This window comes from Gordonia metallireducens (genome assembly GCF_021245825.1).
Classification (GTDB): Bacteria; Actinomycetota; Actinomycetes; order Mycobacteriales; family Mycobacteriaceae; genus Gordonia; species Gordonia namibiensis.
In genome coordinates this window covers 238,228-259,582 of the sequence record NZ_JAJQJP010000057.1, presented here as the reverse complement: position 1 = coordinate 259,582, position 21,355 = coordinate 238,228, and the positions used below count along the sequence as shown (strand labels likewise).

22 protein-coding genes are annotated in these 21,355 nt (G+C 69.0%); 18 read left to right on the top strand and 4 right to left on the bottom strand.

The window, feature by feature from the left end:
* From infB to LQD00_RS22560, 4 genes are all read left to right on the top strand, one after another.
* A partial coding sequence (gene infB, locus LQD00_RS22575; protein WP_232719498.1) for a translation initiation factor IF-2 occupies positions 1-2,424 on the top strand: 2,424 nt, incomplete at its 5' end.
* A 95-nt stretch (positions 2,425-2,519) separates the two neighbouring features.
* Positions 2,520-2,969, top strand: a complete 450-nt coding sequence (rbfA, locus tag LQD00_RS22570) for a 30S ribosome-binding factor RbfA (protein ID WP_006866500.1) — start codon at positions 2,520-2,522, stop codon at positions 2,967-2,969.
* Complete coding sequence (locus LQD00_RS22565) at positions 2,966-3,922, top strand: DHH family phosphoesterase (protein ID WP_232719497.1); 957 nt, start codon at positions 2,966-2,968, stop codon at positions 3,920-3,922. Before rbfA ends, LQD00_RS22565 begins: the two co-directional genes overlap by 4 nt.
* A complete protein-coding gene (locus LQD00_RS22560) occupies positions 3,919-5,295 on the top strand; it encodes an MATE family efflux transporter (protein ID WP_232719511.1) in 1,377 nt (458 codons plus the stop codon). Before LQD00_RS22565 ends, LQD00_RS22560 begins: the two co-directional genes overlap by 4 nt.
* A gap of 6 nt (positions 5,296-5,301) precedes the next feature.
* Here the strand turns inward: LQD00_RS22560 and LQD00_RS22555 are convergent, their stop codons facing one another.
* Complete coding sequence (locus LQD00_RS22555; protein WP_232719496.1) at positions 5,302-6,150, bottom strand: hypothetical protein; 849 nt, start codon at positions 6,148-6,150, stop codon at positions 5,302-5,304.
* A 69-nt stretch (positions 6,151-6,219) separates the two neighbouring features.
* Here LQD00_RS22555 and LQD00_RS22550 point away from each other — a divergent pair, with 69 nt between their 5' ends.
* Genes LQD00_RS22550 through truB form a run of 3 tightly spaced genes read left to right on the top strand, consistent with a single transcriptional unit; the run spans position 6,220 to position 8,786 of the window.
* Positions 6,220-7,209, top strand: coding sequence for a metallophosphoesterase family protein (locus LQD00_RS22550; RefSeq protein WP_232719495.1), 990 nt, complete (start codon positions 6,220-6,222; stop codon positions 7,207-7,209).
* Positions 7,206-7,862, top strand: a complete 657-nt coding sequence (locus tag LQD00_RS22545; RefSeq protein ID WP_232719494.1) for a 4'-phosphopantetheinyl transferase family protein — start codon at positions 7,206-7,208, stop codon at positions 7,860-7,862. The genes LQD00_RS22550 and LQD00_RS22545 overlap by 4 nt, the downstream gene beginning before the upstream one ends.
* A gap of 3 nt (positions 7,863-7,865) precedes the next feature.
* Positions 7,866-8,786, top strand: coding sequence for a tRNA pseudouridine(55) synthase TruB (truB, locus tag LQD00_RS22540; protein WP_232719493.1), 921 nt, complete (start codon positions 7,866-7,868; stop codon positions 8,784-8,786).
* On the opposite strand, the gene LQD00_RS22535 is transcribed toward truB, so the two are convergent.
* Complete coding sequence (locus tag LQD00_RS22535; protein WP_162904481.1) at positions 8,783-9,472, bottom strand: metal-dependent transcriptional regulator; 690 nt, start codon at positions 9,470-9,472, stop codon at positions 8,783-8,785. The two genes, truB and LQD00_RS22535, sit on opposite strands and share 4 nt — an antisense overlap.
* Positions 9,473-9,588: 116 nt before the next feature.
* Here LQD00_RS22535 and LQD00_RS22530 point away from each other — a divergent pair, with 116 nt between their 5' ends.
* The 6 genes from LQD00_RS22530 to LQD00_RS22505 all read left to right on the top strand — a co-directional run bounded on the left by LQD00_RS22530 (position 9,589) and on the right by LQD00_RS22505 (position 16,660).
* Complete coding sequence (locus tag LQD00_RS22530; RefSeq protein ID WP_232719492.1) at positions 9,589-10,560, top strand: bifunctional riboflavin kinase/FAD synthetase; 972 nt, start codon at positions 9,589-9,591, stop codon at positions 10,558-10,560.
* The gene (locus LQD00_RS22525; protein ID WP_232719491.1) at positions 10,557-11,252 is read left to right on the top strand and encodes a hypothetical protein; all 696 of its coding nucleotides are present in this window, start codon (positions 10,557-10,559) and stop codon (positions 11,250-11,252) included. The genes LQD00_RS22530 and LQD00_RS22525 overlap by 4 nt, the downstream gene beginning before the upstream one ends.
* 76 nt (positions 11,253-11,328) lie before the next feature.
* Entirely contained in the window at positions 11,329-11,598 is a 270-nt protein-coding gene (rpsO, locus tag LQD00_RS22520; protein WP_232719490.1) for a 30S ribosomal protein S15, read from the top strand.
* Positions 11,599-12,043: 445 nt separating this feature from the next.
* Entirely contained in the window at positions 12,044-14,332 is a 2,289-nt protein-coding gene (locus LQD00_RS22515; RefSeq protein WP_232719489.1) for a polyribonucleotide nucleotidyltransferase, read from the top strand.
* 90 nt (positions 14,333-14,422) lie between these two features.
* Positions 14,423-15,895: a putative nucleotidyltransferase substrate binding domain-containing protein gene (locus LQD00_RS22510; protein WP_232719488.1), complete on the top strand. Its 1,473-nt coding sequence runs from the start codon at positions 14,423-14,425 to the stop codon at positions 15,893-15,895.
* A 6-nt stretch (positions 15,896-15,901) separates the two neighbouring features.
* Positions 15,902-16,660, top strand: coding sequence for an NRDE family protein (locus LQD00_RS22505; protein ID WP_232719487.1), 759 nt, complete (start codon positions 15,902-15,904; stop codon positions 16,658-16,660).
* Positions 16,661-16,679: 19 nt separating this feature from the next.
* Here the strand turns inward: LQD00_RS22505 and ald are convergent, their stop codons facing one another.
* Positions 16,680-17,795 carry an alanine dehydrogenase gene (gene ald / locus LQD00_RS22500; RefSeq protein WP_232719486.1) on the bottom strand — a complete coding sequence of 372 codons (1,116 nt, stop codon included), beginning with the start codon at positions 17,793-17,795 and terminating at the stop codon, positions 16,680-16,682.
* Between the two features lie 137 nt (positions 17,796-17,932).
* Between ald and LQD00_RS22495 the strand changes: the two genes are divergently transcribed.
* From LQD00_RS22495 to LQD00_RS22475, 5 genes are read left to right on the top strand one after another with little or no spacing between them, the layout of a single operon-like run.
* On the top strand, positions 17,933-18,415 hold the full coding sequence (locus LQD00_RS22495) for an Lrp/AsnC family transcriptional regulator (RefSeq protein WP_006866487.1): 483 nt from the start codon (positions 17,933-17,935) through the stop codon (positions 18,413-18,415).
* 58 nt (positions 18,416-18,473) lie between these two features.
* The gene (gene dapB, locus LQD00_RS22490) at positions 18,474-19,223 is read left to right on the top strand and encodes a 4-hydroxy-tetrahydrodipicolinate reductase (RefSeq protein WP_232719485.1); all 750 of its coding nucleotides are present in this window, start codon (positions 18,474-18,476) and stop codon (positions 19,221-19,223) included.
* A gap of 5 nt (positions 19,224-19,228) precedes the next feature.
* Positions 19,229-19,768, top strand: coding sequence for a hypothetical protein (locus tag LQD00_RS22485; RefSeq protein ID WP_232719484.1), 540 nt, complete (start codon positions 19,229-19,231; stop codon positions 19,766-19,768).
* A 12-nt stretch (positions 19,769-19,780) separates the two neighbouring features.
* On the top strand, positions 19,781-20,341 hold the full coding sequence (locus tag LQD00_RS22480) for a maleylpyruvate isomerase family mycothiol-dependent enzyme (protein WP_232719483.1): 561 nt from the start codon (positions 19,781-19,783) through the stop codon (positions 20,339-20,341).
* Entirely contained in the window at positions 20,341-20,799 is a 459-nt protein-coding gene (locus LQD00_RS22475; RefSeq protein WP_232719482.1) for a flavodoxin family protein, read from the top strand. The genes LQD00_RS22480 and LQD00_RS22475 overlap by 1 nt, the downstream gene beginning before the upstream one ends.
* Before the next feature lie 77 nt (positions 20,800-20,876).
* Here the strand turns inward: LQD00_RS22475 and LQD00_RS22470 are convergent, their stop codons facing one another.
* Entirely contained in the window at positions 20,877-21,326 is a 450-nt protein-coding gene (locus tag LQD00_RS22470) for a nitroreductase family deazaflavin-dependent oxidoreductase (RefSeq protein ID WP_232719481.1), read from the bottom strand.
* Between the last annotated feature and the right edge of the window lie 29 nt (positions 21,327-21,355).

The window sequence follows — 21,355 nt, the reverse complement described above, 5'->3', positions numbered from 1 at the left end:
GCACCCGCCGCACCTCAGGCACCCGCCGCGTCGGCAGCACCCACGCCGCCGACCAAGGCCCCGGGTCCTCGCCCCGGTCCCAAGCCCGGCCCGCGTGCACCGCGTGTCGGCAACAACCCGTACTCGTCGGCCCCGGCTCCCGCGCCGCGTCCGGCGGCCCGCCCCGGCGGCCCCGGTCAGGGCGGTCCCCGTCCCGGTGGCGGCCGTCCCGGCCCCGCCGGTCAGGGCGGACCCCGTCCCGGTGGCGGTCGTCCCGCTCCCGGTCAGGGCGGACCCCGTCCCAACCCGGGCAACATGCCCCCTCGTCCCAGCCCCGGCGCGATGCCCTCGCGTGCGGCTCGTCCTGACGCCCGTCCGGGTGGTCGCGGCGGTGCCGGTGGTGGCCGTGGCGGAGGCGGCGGTGGTTACCGCGGCGGACCCGGTGGCGGCGGCGGCGCTCCCGGCGCACCTGCCGGTGGTGGCTTCCGCGGTCGTCCCGGTGGCGGCGGCGGTCGTGGCCGCGGCGGTGCAGCCGGTGCGTTCGGTCGTCCCGGCGGCGCTCCTCGCAGGGGTCGCAAGTCGAAGCGGGCAAAACGCGCCGAGTACGAGAGCATGCAAGCTCCGTCGGTCGGCGGCGTCCGTCTGCCCCGCGGCAACGGCGAGATCATCCGTCTCGCCCGTGGTGCCTCGCTGTCCGACTTCGCCGACAAGATCGACGCCAACCCGGCATCGCTGGTCCAGGCGTTGTTCAACCTCGGCGAGATGGTGACGGCGACCGAGTCGGTCAACGACGAGACGCTCGAGCTGCTCGGCTCGGAGATGAACTACCGCGTCCAGGTCGTCAGCCCGGAGGACGAGGACCGTGAGCTGCTCGACAGCTTCGACCTCACCTACGGCGAGGACGAGGGCGGCGAGGAAGACCTCGAACAGCGTCCGCCGGTGGTCACCGTGATGGGCCACGTCGATCACGGTAAGACCCGACTGCTCGACACGATCCGTAAGGCCAACGTCCGCGAGGGCGAGGCCGGCGGCATCACGCAGCACATCGGTGCCTACCAGGTGAACACCCACCTCAACGGTGAGGATCGCCTGATCACCTTCATCGACACCCCGGGTCACGAGGCGTTCACCGCCATGCGTGCCCGCGGCGCCAAGGCGACCGACATCGCGATCCTCGTGGTCGCGGCCGACGACGGCGTCATGCCGCAGACGGTGGAAGCGGTCAACCACGCCCAGGCGGCCGACGTGCCGATCGTGGTCGCGGTCAACAAGATCGACAAGGAAGGCGCCGATCCGCAGAAGATCCGCGGACAGCTGACCGAGTACGGCCTGATCCCCGAGGAGTACGGCGGCGACGCCATGTTCGTCGACATCTCGGCGAAGCAGGGCGAGAACATCGACGCACTCCTCGAGGCCGTGCTGCTCACCGCGGACGCGTCGCTCGACCTGCGTGCCAACCCGGACATGGACGCCCAGGGTGTCGCCATCGAGGCGCACCTCGACCGCGGCCGTGGCCCGGTGGCGACCGTGCTGGTCCAGCGCGGCACGCTCCGCGTCGGTGACTCGATCGTCGCCGGTGACGCCTACGGTCGTGTCCGTCGCATGGTCGACGAGCACGGCGAGGACGTCCCCGAGGCACTGCCGTCGCGTCCGGTCCAGGTCATCGGTTTCACCTCGGTCCCCGGTGCAGGCGACAACCTGCTCGTGGTCGAGGAGGACCGCATCGCCCGGCAGATCGCCGACCGCCGCAATGCGCGCAAGCGCAACGCGCTGGCCGCACGCAGCCGCAAGCGGATCAGCCTGGAAGACCTGGATTCGGCTCTCAAGGAGACCAGCCAGCTCAACCTCATCCTCAAGGGTGACAACTCGGGTACGGTCGAGGCCCTCGAAGAGGCCCTGCTGGGCATCGAGATGGGCGACGAGGTCTCGCTGCGCATCATCGACCGCGGTGTCGGTGGCGTCACCGAGACCAACGTCAACCTGGCGGCGGCCTCGGATGCGATCATCATCGGCTTCAACGTCCGTGCGGAGGGCAAGGCCACCGAGCTGGCCAACCGCGAGGGCGTCGACATCCGGTACTACTCGGTGATCTACCAGGCCATCGACGAGATCGAGAGCGCGCTCAAGGGCATGCTCAAGCCGATCTACGAAGAGGTGGAGCTCGGCCGCGCCGAGATCCGCGCCATCTTCAAGTCGTCGAAGGTCGGCAACATCGCCGGTTGCCTCGTCCAGTCGGGCATCATGCGTCGCAACGCCAAGGCGCGCCTGCTGCGTGACAACGTCGTGGTCGCCGAGAACCTCACCGTGTCGTCGCTCAAGCGCGAGAAGGACGATGCCACCGAGGTTCGCGAAGGCTACGAATGTGGTCTCACGCTGACCTACTCGGACATCAAGGTGGACGACGTGATCGAGACCTACGAGCTGCAGGAGAAGCCGCGCGACTGATGCGCGTGCGTTTCTGAGCTCTCTCGACCCACGTCCGTGCGCGTCGGCCCGATACCGGGCCGGCGCGCACGGCACCGCTCATGGAAGGACTCCCGATGGCTGATCCAGCACGGGCACAACGTCTGGCCAAGCGGATCTCGACGATCGTCGCGTCGGCGATCGCCACCGAGATCAAGGATCCGCGCCTGGCCTACGTGACGGTCACCGACACCCGCGTGACCAACGATCTGCACGACGCGACCGTCTACTACACGGTGATGGGCGAATCCATCGACGCCGAACCCGATTACGAGGCGGCGGCGGCAGGATTGGCGAAGGCGACCGGTGTGCTCCGGTCCAAGGTCGGCGCCGGTACCGGCGTCCGCTTCACCCCGACCCTGCGTTTCATGCTCGACACGGTGCCCGACGCGGCCCGTCAGATGGAGGAGCTCGTCGCGCGCGCTCGCGCCAACGACGAACTCGTCGCACGACGCGCAGCCGAGGCATCACCGGCCGGTGACGCCGATCCCTATCGCTCGGCAGACGACGCCGGCGACGACGAGTGAACGCTCCGGCGTGTGCGGCGATCGCCGCAGAGCTGGCGTCCGCGTCGGCGGTGACCATCTGCTGTCACATCCGGCCGGATGCGGACACCATCGGCAGCGGTCTGGCGCTGGGTCTGGCCCTCGACCGTCGCGGCGTCGACGTCGAGGTGTCCTATCCCGGTTCCGAACAACTACCGGCCTCTCTCGGCGGCCTGCCCGGCAGCAAACTCCTGTGTTCACCGAACCAGGTGGTCGGGCACCCGCTGGTGGTGTCGGTCGATGCGGCGAACCTCGAACGCCTCGACTCGCTGGGTGAGGTCTTCAACGCGGCCGACACGTCGATCACCATCGACCATCACGCGTCGAATCCCGGTTTCGGTGACCTCGACCTGATCGATCCCGCCGCCGACTGCACGTCGATCCTGGTGCTCGACGTACTCGACGAGCTCGGGGTCGAACTCGACGCCGACATCGCCACCTGCATCTACGCCGGACTGACCACCGACACCGGCTCGTTCCGCTGGGCCCGACCGCAGTCCTTCCGGATCGCGGCGCGCCTGCTGGAGACCGGCGTCGACGGACGCCGGTGGAGTCGCATCCTCTTCGACTCCCACCCGTTCGAGTGGTTCTCGATGATGTCCGACGTCCTCGCGTCGGCGAAGCTCGTCCCGTCGGCGTGCAACGGCGAGGGACTCGTCTACGCGATCGTCGACCAGAAGGCCCTCGCCGGCATGAGCTGGGAGGAGTCCGAGAGCGTCGTCGACACCATCCGGACGGCCCGCGACGCCGAGGTGGCCGCGGTGTTCAAGGAGAACGCACCCGGGATGTGGACGGTCTCGCTGCGGTCCAAGGAGATCGTCGACCTCGTCCCCATCGCCCGAGTACACGGGGGCGGCGGGCATCGGCAGGCGTCCGGCTACAGCGACACCGGGACCGCCGACGAGGTCGTCGCGAGGTTGTTGGAGTCGCTCTGAGCGACACCCGCGAAGAGGCTGCTACACCTGACGAGGCAGGTGTCGCACGGATCGCGACGCTGACAGTCTCGGCGCTCGCGGTCCTCATCGCACCACCCCTCTACCTGCTCCTCGACCTCGCGGTCGTCGGCCGTCTCGGCGGCGAGCAGCTCGCCGCGCTCGGCGTCGGCACGCTGGTCCTCTCCATCGTCAGCACCCAGCTCACCTTCCTGTCGTACGGCACGACTGCCCGCTCGGCGCGCAGGTTCGGTGCGGGTGACCGGGCCGGCGCGGTGCGCGAGGGCGTCCAGGCCAGCTGGATCGCGGTAGCGGTCGGCGTGGTGATCGTCGCGGTCGCCTATCCGCTCGCACCGATGGTCATGCGGGTGCTCGTCGGGGCGGCGTCGCCGGAATCGGCCGCGGTGGCCGCCGACGCCGCGCACTGGATGCGCATCGCCATGTTCGGGGTACCGCTTATCCTGTTGTCGATGGCCGGCAACGGCTGGATGCGCGGTGTGCAGGACACCCGCCGTCCCGTCGTCTACGTGGTCATCGGGTTGTCGCTCGCAGCCGTCCTCGTCGTCGGCCTCGTACACGGGGTCGGGCCGTTCCCGCGGCTCGGCCTGCCGGGCAGCGCCGTCGCCAACGTCATCGGCCAGGGCGTCACGGGTGTGCTGTTCGCGGTGCGGGTGATCCGCGAGGCCGGGTCGTCACCCGAGTCGAGGGGACTCCGACCCGACCGGACGATCATCGTCGCCCAGCTGGCGATGGCACGCGACCTCATCGTGCGCAGCCTGTCGTTCCAGATCTGTTTCGTCTCGGCCGCCGCCGTGGCCGCCCGGTTCGGCGTCGCGCAGGTCGCGGCGCATCAGCTCGTGCTGCAGCTGTGGGAGTTCATGGCGCTGTTCCTCGACTCGGTCGCGATCGCCGCGCAGGCGCTCGTCGGTGCCGCGCTCGGCGGGGGCCGCCTCAAGGTCGCCGACACCGTGGCCCGCCGCGTGACCGGGGTGTCGGTGGTCGCCGCGACCGCGATGGCCGCGCTCTTCGCCGCCGGCGCGACACTCATCCCGCGCATCTTCACCTCCGACGACGCCGTGCTCGACGCGATCGGCGTGCCGTGGTGGTTCTTCGTCGGCATGCTGCCGATCGCCGGAGTGGTCTTCGCCCTCGACGGCGTACTCCTCGGCAGCGGCGACGCCGCCTTCCTCCGCACCGCGACCCTGACCGGCGCGCTCGTCGGGTTCCTGCCGCTGATCTGGCTGTCGCTGATCTTCGACTGGGGATTGGCCGGGGTGTGGTCGGGCCTGGTGGTCTTCATGGTCGTCCGGCTCGCGACCGTCGTGTGGCGTATCCGCTCCGGCCGCTGGCGGCAGGCAGGCGCGGTACCCGCCTGACGCTCCTCAGTCGTCGTCGCGGGGCCGGCGGATCTGCGTCGTGCGGAACGATGGGTCGTCGGGACGCCGCGGCGGCTGGGCGAGCGGGGGAGGCGGCGGCCGGTATCGCTCGGTCTCCCGCAGGTCCGGATGGCCCGCCTGCGTGCGGTACAGCTGGGTGGTCCGGAAGCTCTCCACGTTCGGCGTGGTCGCCGGGGTGCTCGTCGCGCGGGAACGGCGGGTGGCGAGGCCGATCGCGTCGCACGCCCACAGGACGAGGACCGCTGCGACGCCGAACACGGTCTCGAACGCCACGACGCCGATCCAGTAGTGCAGGGGCAGGGCGACCTCGGTGGCCGTGAGGTCGACGCCGAAGTCGGGCTGGTGGTAGTAGGTCGCCCAGGTCCCCAGCGCGACGAGCCCGGCGGCCGGGAGCAGACCCACCCACGTCATGGCGGTCCGACGCCGGGCGACCGACCACACGACGATCAGGCCCGTGAGCAGCATCGCGGTGGCCGCCATCGAGGCGAGCCGGAACACGTCCGCCGACCACTCCTGGGTGACCGAGAGGTCGAGGTAGAAGGGGAGCAGCGCGAGTCGCTCCATCCCGACGAACAGCAGTCCGAGTAGTACCGCCACGGCGACTCGCCAGCCGGACCGCGCCCACGCGGCGGTGATCACCACGAAGACGACCAGGACGGCGCCGCTCAATCCGTACTGCGTCCATCGCTCGGCGGTGTCGCCGACGGCGTATGCCGCCACCTGCGCGACGAGGTAGGCGAGCAGGACCAGGGAGCTCACGACGGCCTGGACCCACCAGGGTCCGCGATTGCCCGGCAGACGTGATCCGCCCGGGGCGACGGGTGCGCCGTACACCGCTCGATCGTCCCACGCCGACCCGCCCCGGGCACGGTGGATTCACGACCTCTGGCACGATGGATCCTCGTGGCAACTTTGTGGGCGATCAGCGATCTGCACGTCGCCCATCGGGGCAACGAGCACATCATCGACGAGATCCGGCCGACGTCGCCGGACGACTGGCTCATCGTGGCCGGTGACGTCGCCGAACGCACCGACGACATCGTCGACACCCTGCGCCGGCTGCGGACCCGCTTCCACACCGTCCTGTGGGTCCCGGGCAATCACGAGCTGTACACCACGGCCAAGGACCCGCTGCAGGTGTTCGGGGTGGCCCGCTACGACTATCTCGTGCAGGCGTGCCGCGACATCGGCGTGGTGACCCCGGAGGACATCTACCCGCTGTTCGATCCGGGTGACGGCAGCGATCCGGTGCGCGTGGTCCCGATGTTCCTGCTGTACGACTACACCTTCCGGCCGGAGGGCACGGCCAACAAGCTCACCGCGTTGGCACTGGCACGGGAACGCAACGTGGTGGCGACCGACGAGTTCCTGCTCTCACCCGAGCCGTTCCCGACCCGGGATGCCTGGGGCCGGGCGCGCATCGAGATCACCCGCCGCCGGCTGGAGGCCCTCAACCCGTCGGAGAAGACGGTCCTCATCAACCATTGGCCGCTGCGTCGAGAACCGTGCGATGCGCTCATCTACCCGGAGTTCGCACTGTGGTGCGGCAGCGAGCTGACCGCCGACTGGCACACCGAGTTCAACGCCGCATGCTGCGTCTACGGACACCTGCACATCCCGCGCACCACCTGGTACGACGGCATCCGCTTCGAGGAGGTGTCGGTCGGCTATCCGCGCGAGTGGAAGCGACGCGGCCTGCCGAACCCGTTGATGCGCAACATCGTGCCCGGCGACGGCCTCGGCGAGACCGACCTCCCCGAGCACGGGGTGCGTTTCGACCTGCCGCCCGACTACGCCGAACGCGCCGCGGAATTCCGGGCACGGGTGGAGCAGAGGCAGGCGGAGCGCCGGACGCGGCAGGCGGAACGGCAAGCACGAAAGGACGAGCAGTGATCGAACAACTCCTCCCATCCGGGGTCGCCTCGGCGGAGGCGTTCGACGATCCGCCCGGCCTGATCGCGATGCCCGCCGAGCAGGCGCTCATCGGCAAGGCCGTGGAGAAGCGTCGTCGTGAATTCACCACCGTCCGCCACTGTGCCCGGCAGGCGCTGGGGCAGCTGGGTTACGACCCGGTGCCGATCCTCAAGGGCGACAAGGGTGCCCCCATCTGGCCCGCGGGCATCGTGGGCAGCCTGACCCACTGCGACGGCTACCGCGCCGCGATCGTCGCGCATGCGATGGGGGTGCGGTCCCTCGGCATGGACGCCGAACCACACGACGCGCTACCCGACGGCGTGCTCGAACACACCAGCCTGCCCGCCGAGCGTGAGGTCCTCGCGACCCGCCCGGCCGGACTGCACTGGGATCGCCTGCTGTTCTGCGCCAAGGAGGCCACCTACAAGGCGTGGTTCCCGATCACCAAGCGGTGGCTGGGTTTCGAGGACGCCCTCATCACCTTCGAACAGACCGCGGAGACGTCCGGGACGTTCATCTCGCGTATCCTGATCGACCCGGCCGCCACCGACGGCGGTCCGCCGGTGCTCGAGTTCCACGGCCGCTGGCTCGTCGAACGGGGCATCATCACCACGACGATCGCGATGGTCTGACATATGGCCGACGCAACCATCGAGAAGGCCGGCCTGCTCATCGTCGACAAACAGGCGGGGATCACCAGCCACGACGTCGTGTCGCGGTGCCGCAAGATCTTCGACACCCGCCGGGTCGGTCACGCCGGCACCCTGGACCCGATGGCCACCGGGGTCCTCGTTGTCGGGATCGAGAGGGCCACAAAGCTTCTCGGCCTGCTGTCGCTGACCACCAAGTCCTATACGGCGACCATCCGCCTCGGCGCGTCCACCACCACCGACGACCGCGAGGGCGAGATCCTCACCACCGCCGACGCCACCGGTGTCACCGATGACGAGATCGCCTCGGGCGTGGCGGATCTCACCGGCGAGATCCAGCAGGTCCCGGCGAAGGTGTCGGCGATCAAGGTCGACGGCCGTCGGGCACACGCCCTGGTCCGCACCGGTGCCGACTTCGACCTCGAGGCGCGCCCGGTCACCGTGTCGCGATTCGACGTGCTCGCCACCCGGCGCGACGGTGACACCGACAACGGCACCCCGGGCGTCGTGGATCTCGATGTCGCGGTGGACTGTTCGTCGGGCACCTACATCCGGTCCCTGGCCCGTGACCTCGGTGCCGCACTCGGCGTCGGCGGCCACCTCACCGCTCTGCGGCGCACCGCGGTCGGACCGTTCACCCTCGAGCACGCCCGCACGCTCGACGAGGTCCGCGAGGACGGCCGCGTCAGCCTCGACATCGACGAGGCCGTGAAGCTGTCCTTCCCGCGTCGTGACATCAGCGATGACGAGGCCGAATCGATCAGCCAGGGAAGGTGGCTCGAGCCGATCGGCATGAAGGGCGTCTACGTGGTCGTCGACCCGCACGAGCAGGCCATCGCGCTGATCCAGGAGAAGGGCAAGCGGGCGAGTTCGGTGATGGTGGTACGACCCGCGACCCTGCGTTAGCGCGGGACGACGAAGATCGCGCGGGCGGCGATGTCGCCCAGGTCGATCGGCGCCGCGTCGTCGAGGGACACCGAGATGGTGCCGGCGAACGGCCGCTTCTCGGCGACGGTCACGACGCAGTCGAGGGCCACACCCACCTCGTCGAAGTAGCGCAGCATCTCCGGGTCGGTGTCGGAGATGCGGGCGATGCATCCCGACGCGCCGACCTCGAGGTCGGCGAGAAGCGCCGCGGCGGGCGTGGGGATCGAACCGTCGAGTGCGGGGATCGGGTCGCCGTGCGGATCCCGGTCGGGGAAGCCGAGTTTGGCGTCGAGCCTGGCCATCAGGCGGTCGGAGACGGCGTGTTCGAGGATCTCGGCCTCGTCGTGCACCTCGTCCCAGCGGTAGCCGAGTTCACGCACGAGGAAGGTCTCGATGAGACGGTGGCGCCGCACCATGAGGACCGCTGCCTCGCGGCCGTGATCGGTGAGAGTCACCGCGCCGTAGGGCTCGTGGGAGACCAGACCCTGGTCGGCGAGCTTGCGGATGGCCTCCGACGCGGTGGACGGGGACACTCCGAGGGACTGGGCCAGCAGCTTGGTGGTGACCTTGACGTCCTCCCACTCCTGGCTGGTCCAGATGACCTTCAGATAGTCCTGGGTGACCTGTGACAGCTCGGTCACCGGACGGTCTGATCGCCATGGCATGGATCGAGCTTAGCGTCCCCTTGTCGCCTGGCCGACACCTCGTCGTCGGCCTCGTGTCTGCTCGTAGGCGTGTGGCGGTGGTGGTTTGGAACAGGCGCTCCCCGTAGGCTGGTCGCGTGTTGCGATGGCGAGGTCTTGATGACATCCCCGCGGACTGGGGACGGTGCGTGGTCACCATCGGTGTCTTCGACGGTGTGCACCGTGGGCATGCCGAACTGGTCCATGCCGCGACGAAGGCGGCGAAGGAGCACGGGGTGCCCTCCGTGCTGATGACCTTCGACCCGCACCCGTCGGAGGTCGTGCGGCCGGGTTCCCATCCGCCGCAACTGACCACACTGACGCGGCGGGCGGAACTGGCCGAGGAACTCGGTATCGACGTCTTCTGCGTGATGCCGTTCACCCCGGAGCTCGCGGCCCGCTCGCCCAAGGATTTCGCCCACGACATCCTCGTGGAGACACTGCATGCCGCCGAGGTGGTGGTGGGGGACAACTTCACCTTCGGGCGCAAGGCCGCCGGTGACGTCGCGAAGCTGACCGAGCTGGGCGCCAAGTTCGGCTTCGAGGTGCAGGCCATCTCGCTGTTCGGCGAACACGCGGTGACCTACTCGTCGACCTACATCCGTTCCTGCGTCGCCGCCGGCGACATGGACCGCGCCGCCGAGGCTCTCGGCCGCCCACACCGGGTGGAGGGCGTCGTCGTCCGCGGTGACGGTCGCGGCCGCGATCTCGGTTATCCGACCGCCAACGTCGCGCCCCCGATGTACGCCGCGATCCCGGCCGACGGCGTGTACGCCGCCTGGTTCACGATCCTCGGCGTCGGCCCGGCCGTCGGAGAGGTCCTGCCGGGGGAGCGCTACCAGGCAGCGGTGTCGGTGGGCACCAACCCGACCTTCTCCGGACGCACCCGCACCGTCGAGGCCTTCGTCCTGGACAAGAACGCCGATCTCTACGGCCAGCACGTCGCCGTCGACTTCGTCCACCGCATCCGCGGCATGGTCCAGTTCGACGGGATCGACGCCCTCATCGAGGAGATGGGGAACGACGTCGCCAAGACCAGGGAGATCCTGGCGGCGGCCGAGACGTCGTGAGCACGCCCGGCAAGAGTCCCGCGCAGACCTCCGCGATCGCTGCGGCCCTCGCGTCGGTCGTGCTCGGCCTGGTGGTCGTGGCCGCGACGTTCATGCAGTGGGTGGACCTCGCCTCGGTGGGACTCGCACCGCTCAACCCGAACGGTTTCGGCGTGCACAACGGCCGGTACGCGGAGACGCTCGGAACCCAGTTGACGCTCGGGTGGTTCACCGTCACCCTCGGTCTGCTGATCATCGTCGGCGGTCTCGGCGCGCTCTACGGACTCGTGCGGCGGGTGGGTGCACCCCACCCGGGTTTCGCCACGGTCGCCGGGGCCGGGGTCGGCGTGGTCGTCATGGCCGGTGCGGTCCCCGTCCGGCCCCTCGGCCTGACGCTGCCGTTGGGCAAGATCGGTGCGACGTCGGCGGCCGCCGACGTGGGTGAGCCCACCGCCGGGCTGTTCCTGATGCTCGCCGCGGCACTGACCTCGGTGGTTCTCGGACTGATCGGCGTCTCGCTGACCGGTCGCGGCGCCGAACGGCAACCGGCCCGGCGCCTGCTCGCCATCGCGATCGTCGTCGGTGCGGTCGTCGGCGTCGTCGCCGTCGCCCTGGTGTGGTGGTGGCTCGGCCGGGAGGCGGCCACGAGCATCCACGGACTCGGGCAGGTCACGCTCGGATTTGGGTCGGGCGCGCCCGGACAGGTAGCCTGATCAGTCGGTGTTGCTGCAGTCCGCGGTGGCGCACCGGATGTTCTGAGACGCGGCACTGAGAAACAGGAGTATCTCCATGGCTTTGACTGTCGAGCAGAAGAAGGAAATCCTCAGCGAATACGGTCTGCACGAGACCGACACCGGTTCGCCCGAGGCCCAGGTCGCCCTGCTGACCAAGCGCATCATCGACCTCACCGAGCACCTCAAGCAGCACAAGCACGACCACCACAGCCGCCGCGGCCTGCTGCTGCTCGTCGGCCGTCGTCGTCGCCTGCTGAAGTACGTCGCCAAGGTCGACATCAACCGCTACCGTTCGCTCATCGAGCGCCTCGGCCTGCGTCGCTGATCGCCGACCGCGACAACAGACTTTCACCGGCCACCTCCCGAACGGGAGGTGGCCGGTTTGTCATATTGAGGTATTGACACGGCGCGGTGATAGGCTGACAGACGGATCGTTGCCGTGAACTGATGGCAGTGCGTGACGACGAGCCAGATCGGTCCTCGGTAGTGGCCGCCGGAACAATGGTTCCGGCCGCTTCGATCGAAGGCCGTCTGAGCACTCAACCGGGCGCGAAACGTCGCGCCATTCACCCGCTGCCGTGTTTTCTCGGCGCGTTCTGGGTCGGTCCGATCCGCGCGTGCGACGAGCTCCACAGCACGACTGCACCGGCATTCGGTGCACGCTGCGCACCTCGCGATGACCACCCTCAACCGCACAAGCGGCCATCTCTGCGTGGCCGCGCATCACGACGGCCGCTAACGGCAGCCGCTACGAAGGGATTCCACCCCACATGACAGATGTGAACACCACCGAAGACTTCACCGACGGGTACGACGACGCCATCACCGAGGCCACCGCGATCATCGACAACGGGAGCTTCGGCACCCGCACGATCCGGTTCGAGACCGGGCGCCTCGCCCTGCAGGCCGCCGGTTCGGTGACCGCGTACCTCGACGACGAGAACATGCTGCTCTCGACCACCACCGCGTCGAAGCACCCGAAGGAGCACTTCGACTTCTTCCCGCTGACCGTGGACGTCGAGGAGCGGATGTACGCCGCCGGACGCATCCCCGGATCGTTCTTCCGTCGCGAGGGTCGTCCGTCCACCGACGCGATCCTGACCTGCCGCCTGATCGACCGCCCGCTGCGCCCGTCCTTCGTCGACGGCCTCCGCAACGAGATCCAGGTCGTCGTCACCGTGCTGTCGCTCGACCCGAACGACCTCTACGACGTCGTGGCCATCAACGCCGCGTCGGCGTCGACCCAGCTCGCAGGTCTGCCGTTCTCCGGCCCGGTGGGTGGCGTGCGTGTCGCACTCATCCCGACCGAGGAAAACAAGGCCGGCCAGTGGGTCGCATTCCCGACCGTCGAGCAGCTCGAAGGCGCCGTGTTCGACATGGTCGTCGCCGGCCGCATCGTGAGCGGTGAGGGCGACTCCGCCGACGTCGCGATCATGATGGTCGAGGCCGAGGCGACCGACAACGTCATCGACCTGATCGCCGGTGGCGCCCAGGCACCGACCGAGGCCATCGTCGCCGAGGGTCTCGAGGCCGCCAAGCCGTTCATCGCCCGCCTGTGCGAGGCACAGAAGTCGCTGGCCGCCGCCGCTGCCAAGGACACCGGCGAGTTCCCGCTGTACCCGCCGTACCAGGACGACGTCTACGAGGCCGTTGCCGCCGCAGCCACCGAGCGCCTCTCGGAGATCCTGACGATCGCCGGCAAGCAGGAGCGCGACGACAAGACCGACGAGCTCAAGGCCGACATCCTCGCCAAGCTCGGCGATCAGTTCGAGGGTCGTGAGAAGGAGATCGGCGGCGCATACCGTTCGCTGACCAAGAAGCTGGTCCGCCAGCGCATCCTGACCGACCACTTCCGCATCGACGGTCGCGGCATCACCGACATCCGTGCACTCTCCGCCGAGGTCGCGGTGATCCCGCGCGCCCACGGCAGTGCGCTGTTCGAGCGCGGCGAGACCCAGATCATGGGCGTCACCACCCTCGACATGGTGAAGATGGCGCAGCAGATCGACTCGCTCGGACCGGAGACGTCCAAGCGGTACATGCACCACTACAACTTCCCGCCGTACTCGACCGGTGAGACCGGCCGCGTCGGTTCGCCCAAGCGTCGCGAGATCGGCCACGGCGCGCTCGCCGAGCGGGCCCTGATGCCGGTCCTGCCGAGCGTCGAGGACTTCCCGTACGCGATCCGTCAGGTCTCGGAGGCGTTGGGCTCCAACGGATCCACCTCGATGGGTTCGGTCTGCGCCTCGACCATGTCGCTGCTCAACGCCGGTGTGCCCCTGCGCGCCCCGGTCGCCGGCATCGCCATGGGCCTGGTCTCCGACACCGTCGACGGCGAGACCCGTTATGTCGCACTGACCGACATCCTCGGCGCCGAGGATGCCTTCGGCGACATGGACTTCAAGGTCGCGGGCACGAAGGACTTCGTGACCGCCCTGCAGCTCGACACCAAGCTCGACGGCATCCCCTCGCCGGTGCTCGCGGGTGCGCTCAGCCAGGCCAAGGACGCCCGACTGACCATCCTCGACGTCATGGCCGAGGCCATCGACGAGCCCGACGAGATGAGCCCGTTCGCACCGCGGATCACCACCATCAAGATCCCGATGGACAAGATCGGCGAGCTGATCGGCCCCAAGGGCAAGACGATCAACGGCATCACCGAGGAGACCGGCGCCAACATCTCCATCGAGGATGACGGCACCGTGTTCGTCGGCGCCTCGGACGGTGTGAAGGCACAGGCTGCCATCGACCGCATCAACGCGATCGCCAACCCGCAGCTACCCAAGGTCGGCGAGCGCTTCCTCGGCACCGTCGTCAAGACCACAGCCTTCGGTGCGTTCGTGTCGCTGCTGCCGGGTCGCGACGGCCTGGTGCACATCTCGAAGCTCGGTAAGGGCAAGCGCGTCAACAAGGTCGAGGACGTCGTGAACGTGGGCTCCAAGCTCCGCGTGGAGATCGCCGACATCGACGAGCGCGGCAAGATCAGCCTCGTCCCCGTCGACGAAGAGGCCGACAAGGCAGAGGCCGCAGCCGCCGAAGCGGCCGCCGCCGACGCCTGAGCCGTTCTGATCTGAGGTTCCCCATCGGGCCCGCCGTCCATCCGGACGGCGGGCCCGATGTCTGTCCGCAGCCGCCTATGATCTGCAGAGATGAACGGTCCGCCTGACCAGCTGACGGTCGCGCACCGCCGCGACGCGGCGCGCACACCCGCGTCGCGCACCGTGGCCGACCTGCTGCGGACCGAGCCGGTGACCGGACGGGCCGACATGACCGTGCGTCAGGCCGCTGCACTGATGACCGAGCGCGACCAGGACTACGTCGTGATCCCGCTGCCCGCCGACGGCCTCGGCCTGCTGACCGACGCCGACATCCGGGCGCGCGTCGTCGCCGCCGGACGGAGCCTCGACACCCCGGTGGGGGAGATCGTCGACGGGCCGGCGTTCGTCGTCGACTCCCGGACGTCGGCGATCGATGCCCTCACCGAACTCGTGGACCGCGACCTCACGGTGATCCCGGTACGCGACGCCGGCGGCAGAGTCCTCGGCGTCGTCGGCGCGAGCGATTTCGTCGCCGACCCGGCCGGTTCGAGCATGCCTCTGCGCGAACAGATCTCACGGTCGCAGACGGTCGAGGAGCTGCAGGGACACGCGCAGCGCATCCCGCAGCTCGTCGCCGATCTCGTGCGGCGGGATCGACCGGCACACGAGGTCACCCAGGTCGCGTCCCTCATCGTCGACGCCGTGGTGCTGCGCGGCCTACGGCTGGTCGTCGACTCCCGGCCCGACGTCGACCCCGCCGCGTACACCTGGTTGTCGCTGGGCAGCAACGCGCGTCGGGAGCCGGTGCTGAGCTCGGATGTCGACTCCGCGGTCGTGTTCGACGACTCGCTGGAGGCGACCGAGCTCGACGGCTACCGTGCGGCCTTCGCCGAGCTCGACGACCTGCTGCGCGGTGCCGGCCTGCCCGTCGACACCAACGGCGCCGTCGCGTCGAAGCCGCTGTTCTCGCGGACCCGCACCCAGTGGCAGACGGCCGCGCGCGGATGGATCGACGCACCCCTGGAGAACAAGGGGATGATCTTCACCTCGCTGATCCTCGACGGCCGCCCCCTGTTCGGGTCGCGTCGCGAATCGCCGGTGCCCACACCGGGAGTGGAGATGATCGGCGCCCTGCGAGCCGACCCGCGCACCATGCGGTTGCTGCTCGAGGAGTCGTTGTCGACCAAGGCGCGACTCCGCTCGATGCGCGACGTCCTGACCCGGCGCCCGGGGGCGTTCGACGTCAAGGCCAACGCGTTGACACCGCTGATCAACATCGCCCGCTGGGCGGCACTGAGCGTCGAATCCACCGAGGTGAACACGCGTGCCCGTCTCCAGGCGGCCTCGGGTAGCGCGCTGCTCGGCGACGAGGATGCGACGACGCTGACGGAGGTGTTCGACGTCCTGCAACGGGTGCGGTTGCGGTATCAGGTCGCGCAGTTCGATCGCGGCGAGACACTGACCGACGTGCTGGAGATGGGACGGCTGTCGCCGCTGGACCGGAGTCTGGTGGCGCAGGCGGTGCGGGAGATCGCCGGCGTCCAGCGCAGAATGGCGGGTATGAGCCACTACCAGGTGAACTGAGATGCCATGTGCCTGATCCTCTTCGCGTGGAACGCGCATCCCGAGTACCGGCTGATCGTCGCGGCCAACCGCGACGAGTACCACCGGCGACGCACGTATGCGCTGTCCCGGTGGGATGACCTGCCGATCATCGCCGGACGCGACGCGCTGGCAGGCGGCACCTGGATGGGTGTCTCCGCTGATGAACCCGGCCGGGTCGCGATGGTGACGAACGTGCGGGTCGGCCCGTCCGAACGCGTCGGGGTCCGCTCGCGCGGGCAGTTGCCGGTCGACTTCCTCGCCGGCGACGAGGACCCCAAGGTCTTCGCCGACCGCGTCGTCGAACAGGCCGCCGACTACGACCCGGTGAACCTGCTCGTCGCCGACGCCGCAGACCTGTGGTGGGTGACGAACCGGCCGCAACCACACGCCGAGCGGGTGGCCGACGGGGTGCACGGCGTGTCCAACGGGGCGCTCGACAACGACTGGCCGAAGGTCGTCGACGGCACTGCGGCACTGCGTGACCTGATCTCCGCCGGCGCCTCCGATGACGACTACTTCGCGATGCTCGCCGACCAGGACCGCCCCGACCCGGCGCGGCTGCCCGACACCGGCGTCGGAGCAGAGTTCGAAGCGGCCCTGTCGTCGAAGTTCATCAACATCCCGGGATACGGCACACGGGCCTCGACCCTGCTGCGCATCCGCCACGACGGGCACGGAGACATCATCGAACGCCGCTACGGCTATCGCGGGAAGCGGCGAGGGACCACCCGCATCACCTTCTGAACGCGGGTGGTCTCGCTGATCAGTTGTGCGCGAACGGCATCGCCGCGACGGGGAGACCGAGCGCCTCGCCGACCTCGGCGGTGAACAGCTCCCCGCGGTGGGTGCTCAGACCCGACGCCAGTGCCGGATCGGTGGCGCAGGCCTTCTCCCAGCCCTGATCGGCCAGGCGCAGCACGTAGGGGAGGGTCGCGCCGGTGAGCGCCTGCGTGGACGTGCGGGCGACCGTGCCGGGCATGTTGGCCACGCAGTAGAAGGTGGTGTCGTGCACGGTGAAGGTCGGGTCGGCGTGGGTCGTGGGGTGGGAATCCTCGAAGCAACCGCCCTGGTCGATCGCGATGTCGACGAGCACTGCCCCCGGCTTCATCTGTGCGACAAGGCTGTTGGGCACCAGCACCGGTGCCTTCGCACCCGGGACGAGGACGGCACCGATGACCAGGTCGGCCTTCTTGACCGCCTCGTCGAGCGCGAGCTTGGTGCTGTAGCGGGTGTGGACGCGACCGGCGAACCGGGCGTCGATCGCCCGGAGCTTGGTGATGTCGAGGTCGAAGACGGTGACCTGGGCTCCCATGCCGACGGCGATCGTCGCCGCGTTGACGCCGCTGACCCCGCCGCCGATGACGACGACCTCGGCGGGCTCGGTGCCGGGGACGCCGCCCATGAGCACGCCGCGGCCGCCCTCGGACTTCATCAGGTGATAGGCGCCGACCTGGGGTGCGAGCCGGCCGGCGACCTCGCTCATCGGGGCGAGCAGGGGGAGTGCGCCGTCGGCGGTGCGGACCATCTCGTAGGCGATGGATGTCGTGCCCGAGGCCAGCAGCGCATCGGTGCACTCCTTGCCGGCGGCCAGGTGGAGGTAGGTGAAGATCGTCTGGCCCGCGCGCATGAGGTCGAACTCGGAGGCGATCGGCTCCTTGACCTTGAGCAGCAGTTCGGCCTGATCCCAGACCTCGGCGGCGGTGCCGAGGATCTGCGCGCCGGCGGCCTTGTAGTCGTTGTCGGTGATGGCCGACCCCTCACCGGCACCCGCCTGGATGATCACGTCGTGGCCGCGGTGGTGCAGCTCGGCGACGCCCGCCGGGGTGATGGCGACGCGGTACTCGTGGTTCTTGATCTCGGTGGGGATCCCGACGCGCATGATGCTCCCTCTCGTTTCGAAGTTTGTGCAGATAAGCTGTCTCAAGCGTGAAGGAACTTCAGAAGTGTCACAATATTCGTGAAGAAGATTCTTGAATGTTCGATGATGGCGAAGATGTTTCCAGTCAGGAGGGTGTGATGCCTGCTGCACCGAAGGATGTTCAACCCGGAGAGCTCGACGCGACGGACCGCGAATTGCTGAAGCTCCTGCAGTCCGATGCGCGTATGCCCAACAGTGAGCTGGCACAACGCGTCGGGATCGCCGCGTCGACGTGTCACGGCCGCATGCGCAGGCTCGTCGAACTCGGTGTCATCCGTGGATTCTTCGCCGACGTCGACCCGGCCGCCGTCGGGCGCCCGCTGCGCGCCATGGTCGCCGTCAGCCTCCAATCCGACGCGCGCGGGCGGATCCGGCAGTTCGTCGGCGAGATCGCCGCCTACGACGAGGTGATCGACGTGTTCTTCCTCGCGGGCGCCGACGATTACATGCTGCACGTGGCGACCGCCGACACCGAGGCGCTCCGCCAGTTCGTCGAGCGACTCAACAGCCGTCGCGAGGTCGCGGGCACCACCACGTCGCTGGTCTTCGAGCATCGCCGCGGCGATGCGCCGATCTATTGAGAAGGCCCTCGCCACTAGACTGAGACCCGTTGACACGTCGAGATCGAAGAGGGTGGACATGAGCGGTATCAAGGTGGGCGTCCTGGGCAGTCAGGGCAAGGTCGGACAGGCGATCGTCACGGCGGTCGAGAACGCCGACGACCTCACCTACACCGTGGGCGTCGACAAGGGGGATTCGCTGGAGTTCTTCTCCGACACCGACACCCAGGTCGTCGTCGACTTCACCCACCCCGACGTCGTGATGGACAACCTGAAGTACTTGATCGCCAACGGGATTCACGCCGTCGTCGGCACCACCGGCTTCACCGAGGAACGCCTCGAGACCGTCCGCGGCTGGCTCGCCGAGAACCCGAAGGTCGGTGTGCTCATCGCCCCGAACTTCGCGATCGGCGCCGTCCTGTCGATGCGTTTCGCCGCGCAGGCCGCCAAGTACTACGAGTCGGTCGAGGTCGTCGAACTGCACCACCCGCACAAGGCCGACGCCCCGTCGGGCACCGCGTACCGGACCGCGGAGCTGATCGGCCGTGCGCGCGCCGAGGCCGGCGTCGGCGCGAGCCCCGACGCCACCACCTCCGAACTCGACGGCGCGCGAGGAGCTGTGGTCGACGGCGTGCACGTGCACTCGGTGCGTCTCGCGGGCCTCGTCGCCCACCAGGAGGTCCTACTCGGCACCGAGGGGGAGACCCTCACCATCCGCCACGACTCGCTCGACCGGTCGTCGTTCGCGCCGGGTGTACTCCTGGGCGTGCGCAGCATCGGTGACCGCCCCGGTCTGACGATCGGACTCGAAGAACTGATGGACCTCTGATCCCCATGGTTGATGACGGCACGCACGACGAGGGCACCCACACCGGCGACACCGAGGGCGGGGCACCGCGGCTGGGGCCGAAGAAGAAGGACGCACGGCCGATCATCTGGATGATCGGGTTCCTCGTCGTTGCGTTGATCGTCTACTTCGTGCTGCTCGGCTGGCGCGGGTTCCAGCTGATCGCGACGGGCAGCGCCGCGGGGATCGGCCTGGGAATCGGCGTCATCGCGCTGCCGCTTATCGGCGCGTGGCTCATCTTCGCGACGCTGCGCGCGGGTCTGGAACACCAGAAGCTCGCCGCCATCATGGCCGAGGAGGGTCGCGAGCTCGACATCTCGAACCTCCCGCACCGTGCCTCGGGCCGCATGGAACGCGACGCCGCCGACGAACTCTTCGCCCGGGTGAAGGCCGAGTGGGAGGCCGACCCCGAGAACTGGCGCAACACCTACCGCATCGCCCGCGCCTACGACTACGCCGGCGATCGTCCCCGCGCCCGCGCGATGATGAAGCGCGCGGTCGCGCAGTTCCACGGACGCGAGCAGTAGGGGGACGGCCAGATGAGCGTTCCGACGAGCTTGCTCGACGAGGCCGCCCGGTTGTGGGCCGATCATCTGGCGGACGCCGGACCCGAGAGGCTCGGGCAGGCAAGCGGTTGCGCGGGTTGGACCAATCGCGACCTGATCAACCACCTCATCGGTGGCGGCTACCGCTACGCCATGCTCCTCGAAGGCGCGAGCGCCGCCGACACTCTGACGACGCGGGACGTCGACTATGTGGGCGCCGGTGACCCGGTCGCCGAATTCTGGCGCAGCGACAACGCCTTTCGGGCTGCCGTCGACTCGGCCGATCTCAACGTCGAGGTCGATCACCGCGCCGGCCGACGCCCCGGCCATCAGCTCCTGGTCATGCGAATCATGGAGCTGGCCTTGCACTCCCACGACCTGTGCGTGGGCCTCGACGCCGAATGGACGCCGTCGGAAGGGCTCGTCGACTTCGTGCTCACCGACGCCGCCCCCGTCATCGAGGAACTGCGTGCCGCCGGGATGTTCGAGGCGCAGATCGAACCGGCGTCGGACAGCGCGGCGGATCGGCTGCTGGCGTTCGCCGGGAGGTCGTGATGGCGGACAAGCGGTTGTTGATCGTTCATCACACTCCGTCGCCGGCGTGTCAGGAGATGTTCGAGGCGGTGCTCTCCGGTGCCACGGACCCCGAGATCGAGGGCGTCGAGGTGGTGCGTCGAGCCGCCCTGGCGGTGACCGCGAGTGACTTCCTGGAGGCCGACGGTTACATTCTCGGCACCCCGGCCAACCTCGGATACATCAGCGGCGCACTGAAACACGCCTTCGACGTCAGCTACTACCAGATCCTCGACTCGACGCAGGGCCGCCCGTTCGGGCTCTACCTCCACGGAAATCAGGGGACCGAGGGCGCGGCCAAGGCCGTCGACACCATCACCACCGGACTCGGCTGGGTGAAATCCGCCGAGTACGTCACCGTCTCCGGCGCCCCGAGCAAGGACGACCGCGAAGCGTGCTGGGAGTTGGGCGCGACAGTCGCCGCGCAGTTGATGGGCTAGCCCGTAAACCCACCATTTTTCGGCAGAATCACCACCCGCCGGGGTGCTGGGTTTGTCGAAAAGAGGTGGGTTTGCGGCTATTTGGCGGTCAGCTTGATGATCGGCAATTGACGGTCGGTCTTCTCCTGGTAGGTGGCGAAGCGTTCGTTCTTGCTGATCTCCGCCCAGGCCTGTGCGCGCTCCTCGCCCTGGAGCTGCTGGGCGCGGACCTCGATGGTCTTGCCGTCGACGTCGATCCGGGCTTTGTCCGGGTTGGCACGCAGGTTGTGATACCAACCCGGGTTGCTGGCGGCGCCGTTGGCCGACGCCACGATCAGCCAACTGCCGTCGGGGCCGGGGAACCAGGCGAGCGGGCTCTGCCGTTCCTCGCCGCTCTTGCGGCCGACGGTCGTCAGGACGAGGGCGTTCATCCCGCCGAACCGACCCTTCCGGCGGATCATCGGAGCGAGGACTTTGTTCACGAGGCGGACGAACGGGCCCTTGGGCGCCCAGGCGCCGCGTGTACCCGCGGAGATCTCGAAACTCATTCGGCTGTTCTCCTTGCCGCGACCATGTT

Coding starts and splice junctions, on each gene's coding strand:
- dapB (WP_232719485.1), top strand. CDS start 18,474: ATGAGCGGTATCAAGGTGGGCGTCCTGGGCAGTCAGGGCAAGGTCGGA.
- LQD00_RS22510 (WP_232719488.1), top strand. CDS start 14,423: ATGAACGGTCCGCCTGACCAGCTGACGGTCGCGCACCGCCGCGACGCG.
- LQD00_RS22505 (WP_232719487.1), top strand. CDS start 15,902: ATGTGCCTGATCCTCTTCGCGTGGAACGCGCATCCCGAGTACCGGCTG.
- LQD00_RS22515 (WP_232719489.1), top strand. CDS start 12,044: ATGACAGATGTGAACACCACCGAAGACTTCACCGACGGGTACGACGAC.
- LQD00_RS22495 (WP_006866487.1), top strand. CDS start 17,933: ATGCCTGCTGCACCGAAGGATGTTCAACCCGGAGAGCTCGACGCGACG.
- rpsO (WP_232719490.1), top strand. CDS start 11,329: ATGGCTTTGACTGTCGAGCAGAAGAAGGAAATCCTCAGCGAATACGGT.
- LQD00_RS22475 (WP_232719482.1), top strand. CDS start 20,341: ATGGCGGACAAGCGGTTGTTGATCGTTCATCACACTCCGTCGCCGGCG.
- truB (WP_232719493.1), top strand. CDS start 7,866: ATGGCCGACGCAACCATCGAGAAGGCCGGCCTGCTCATCGTCGACAAA.
- LQD00_RS22480 (WP_232719483.1), top strand. CDS start 19,781: ATGAGCGTTCCGACGAGCTTGCTCGACGAGGCCGCCCGGTTGTGGGCC.
- rbfA (WP_006866500.1), top strand. CDS start 2,520: ATGGCTGATCCAGCACGGGCACAACGTCTGGCCAAGCGGATCTCGACG.
- LQD00_RS22535 (WP_162904481.1), bottom strand. CDS start 9,472: ATGCCATGGCGATCAGACCGTCCGGTGACCGAGCTGTCACAGGTCACC.
- ald (WP_232719486.1), bottom strand. CDS start 17,795: ATGCGCGTCGGGATCCCCACCGAGATCAAGAACCACGAGTACCGCGTC.
- LQD00_RS22485 (WP_232719484.1), top strand. CDS start 19,229: ATGGTTGATGACGGCACGCACGACGAGGGCACCCACACCGGCGACACC.
- LQD00_RS22470 (WP_232719481.1), bottom strand. CDS start 21,326: ATGAGTTTCGAGATCTCCGCGGGTACACGCGGCGCCTGGGCGCCCAAG.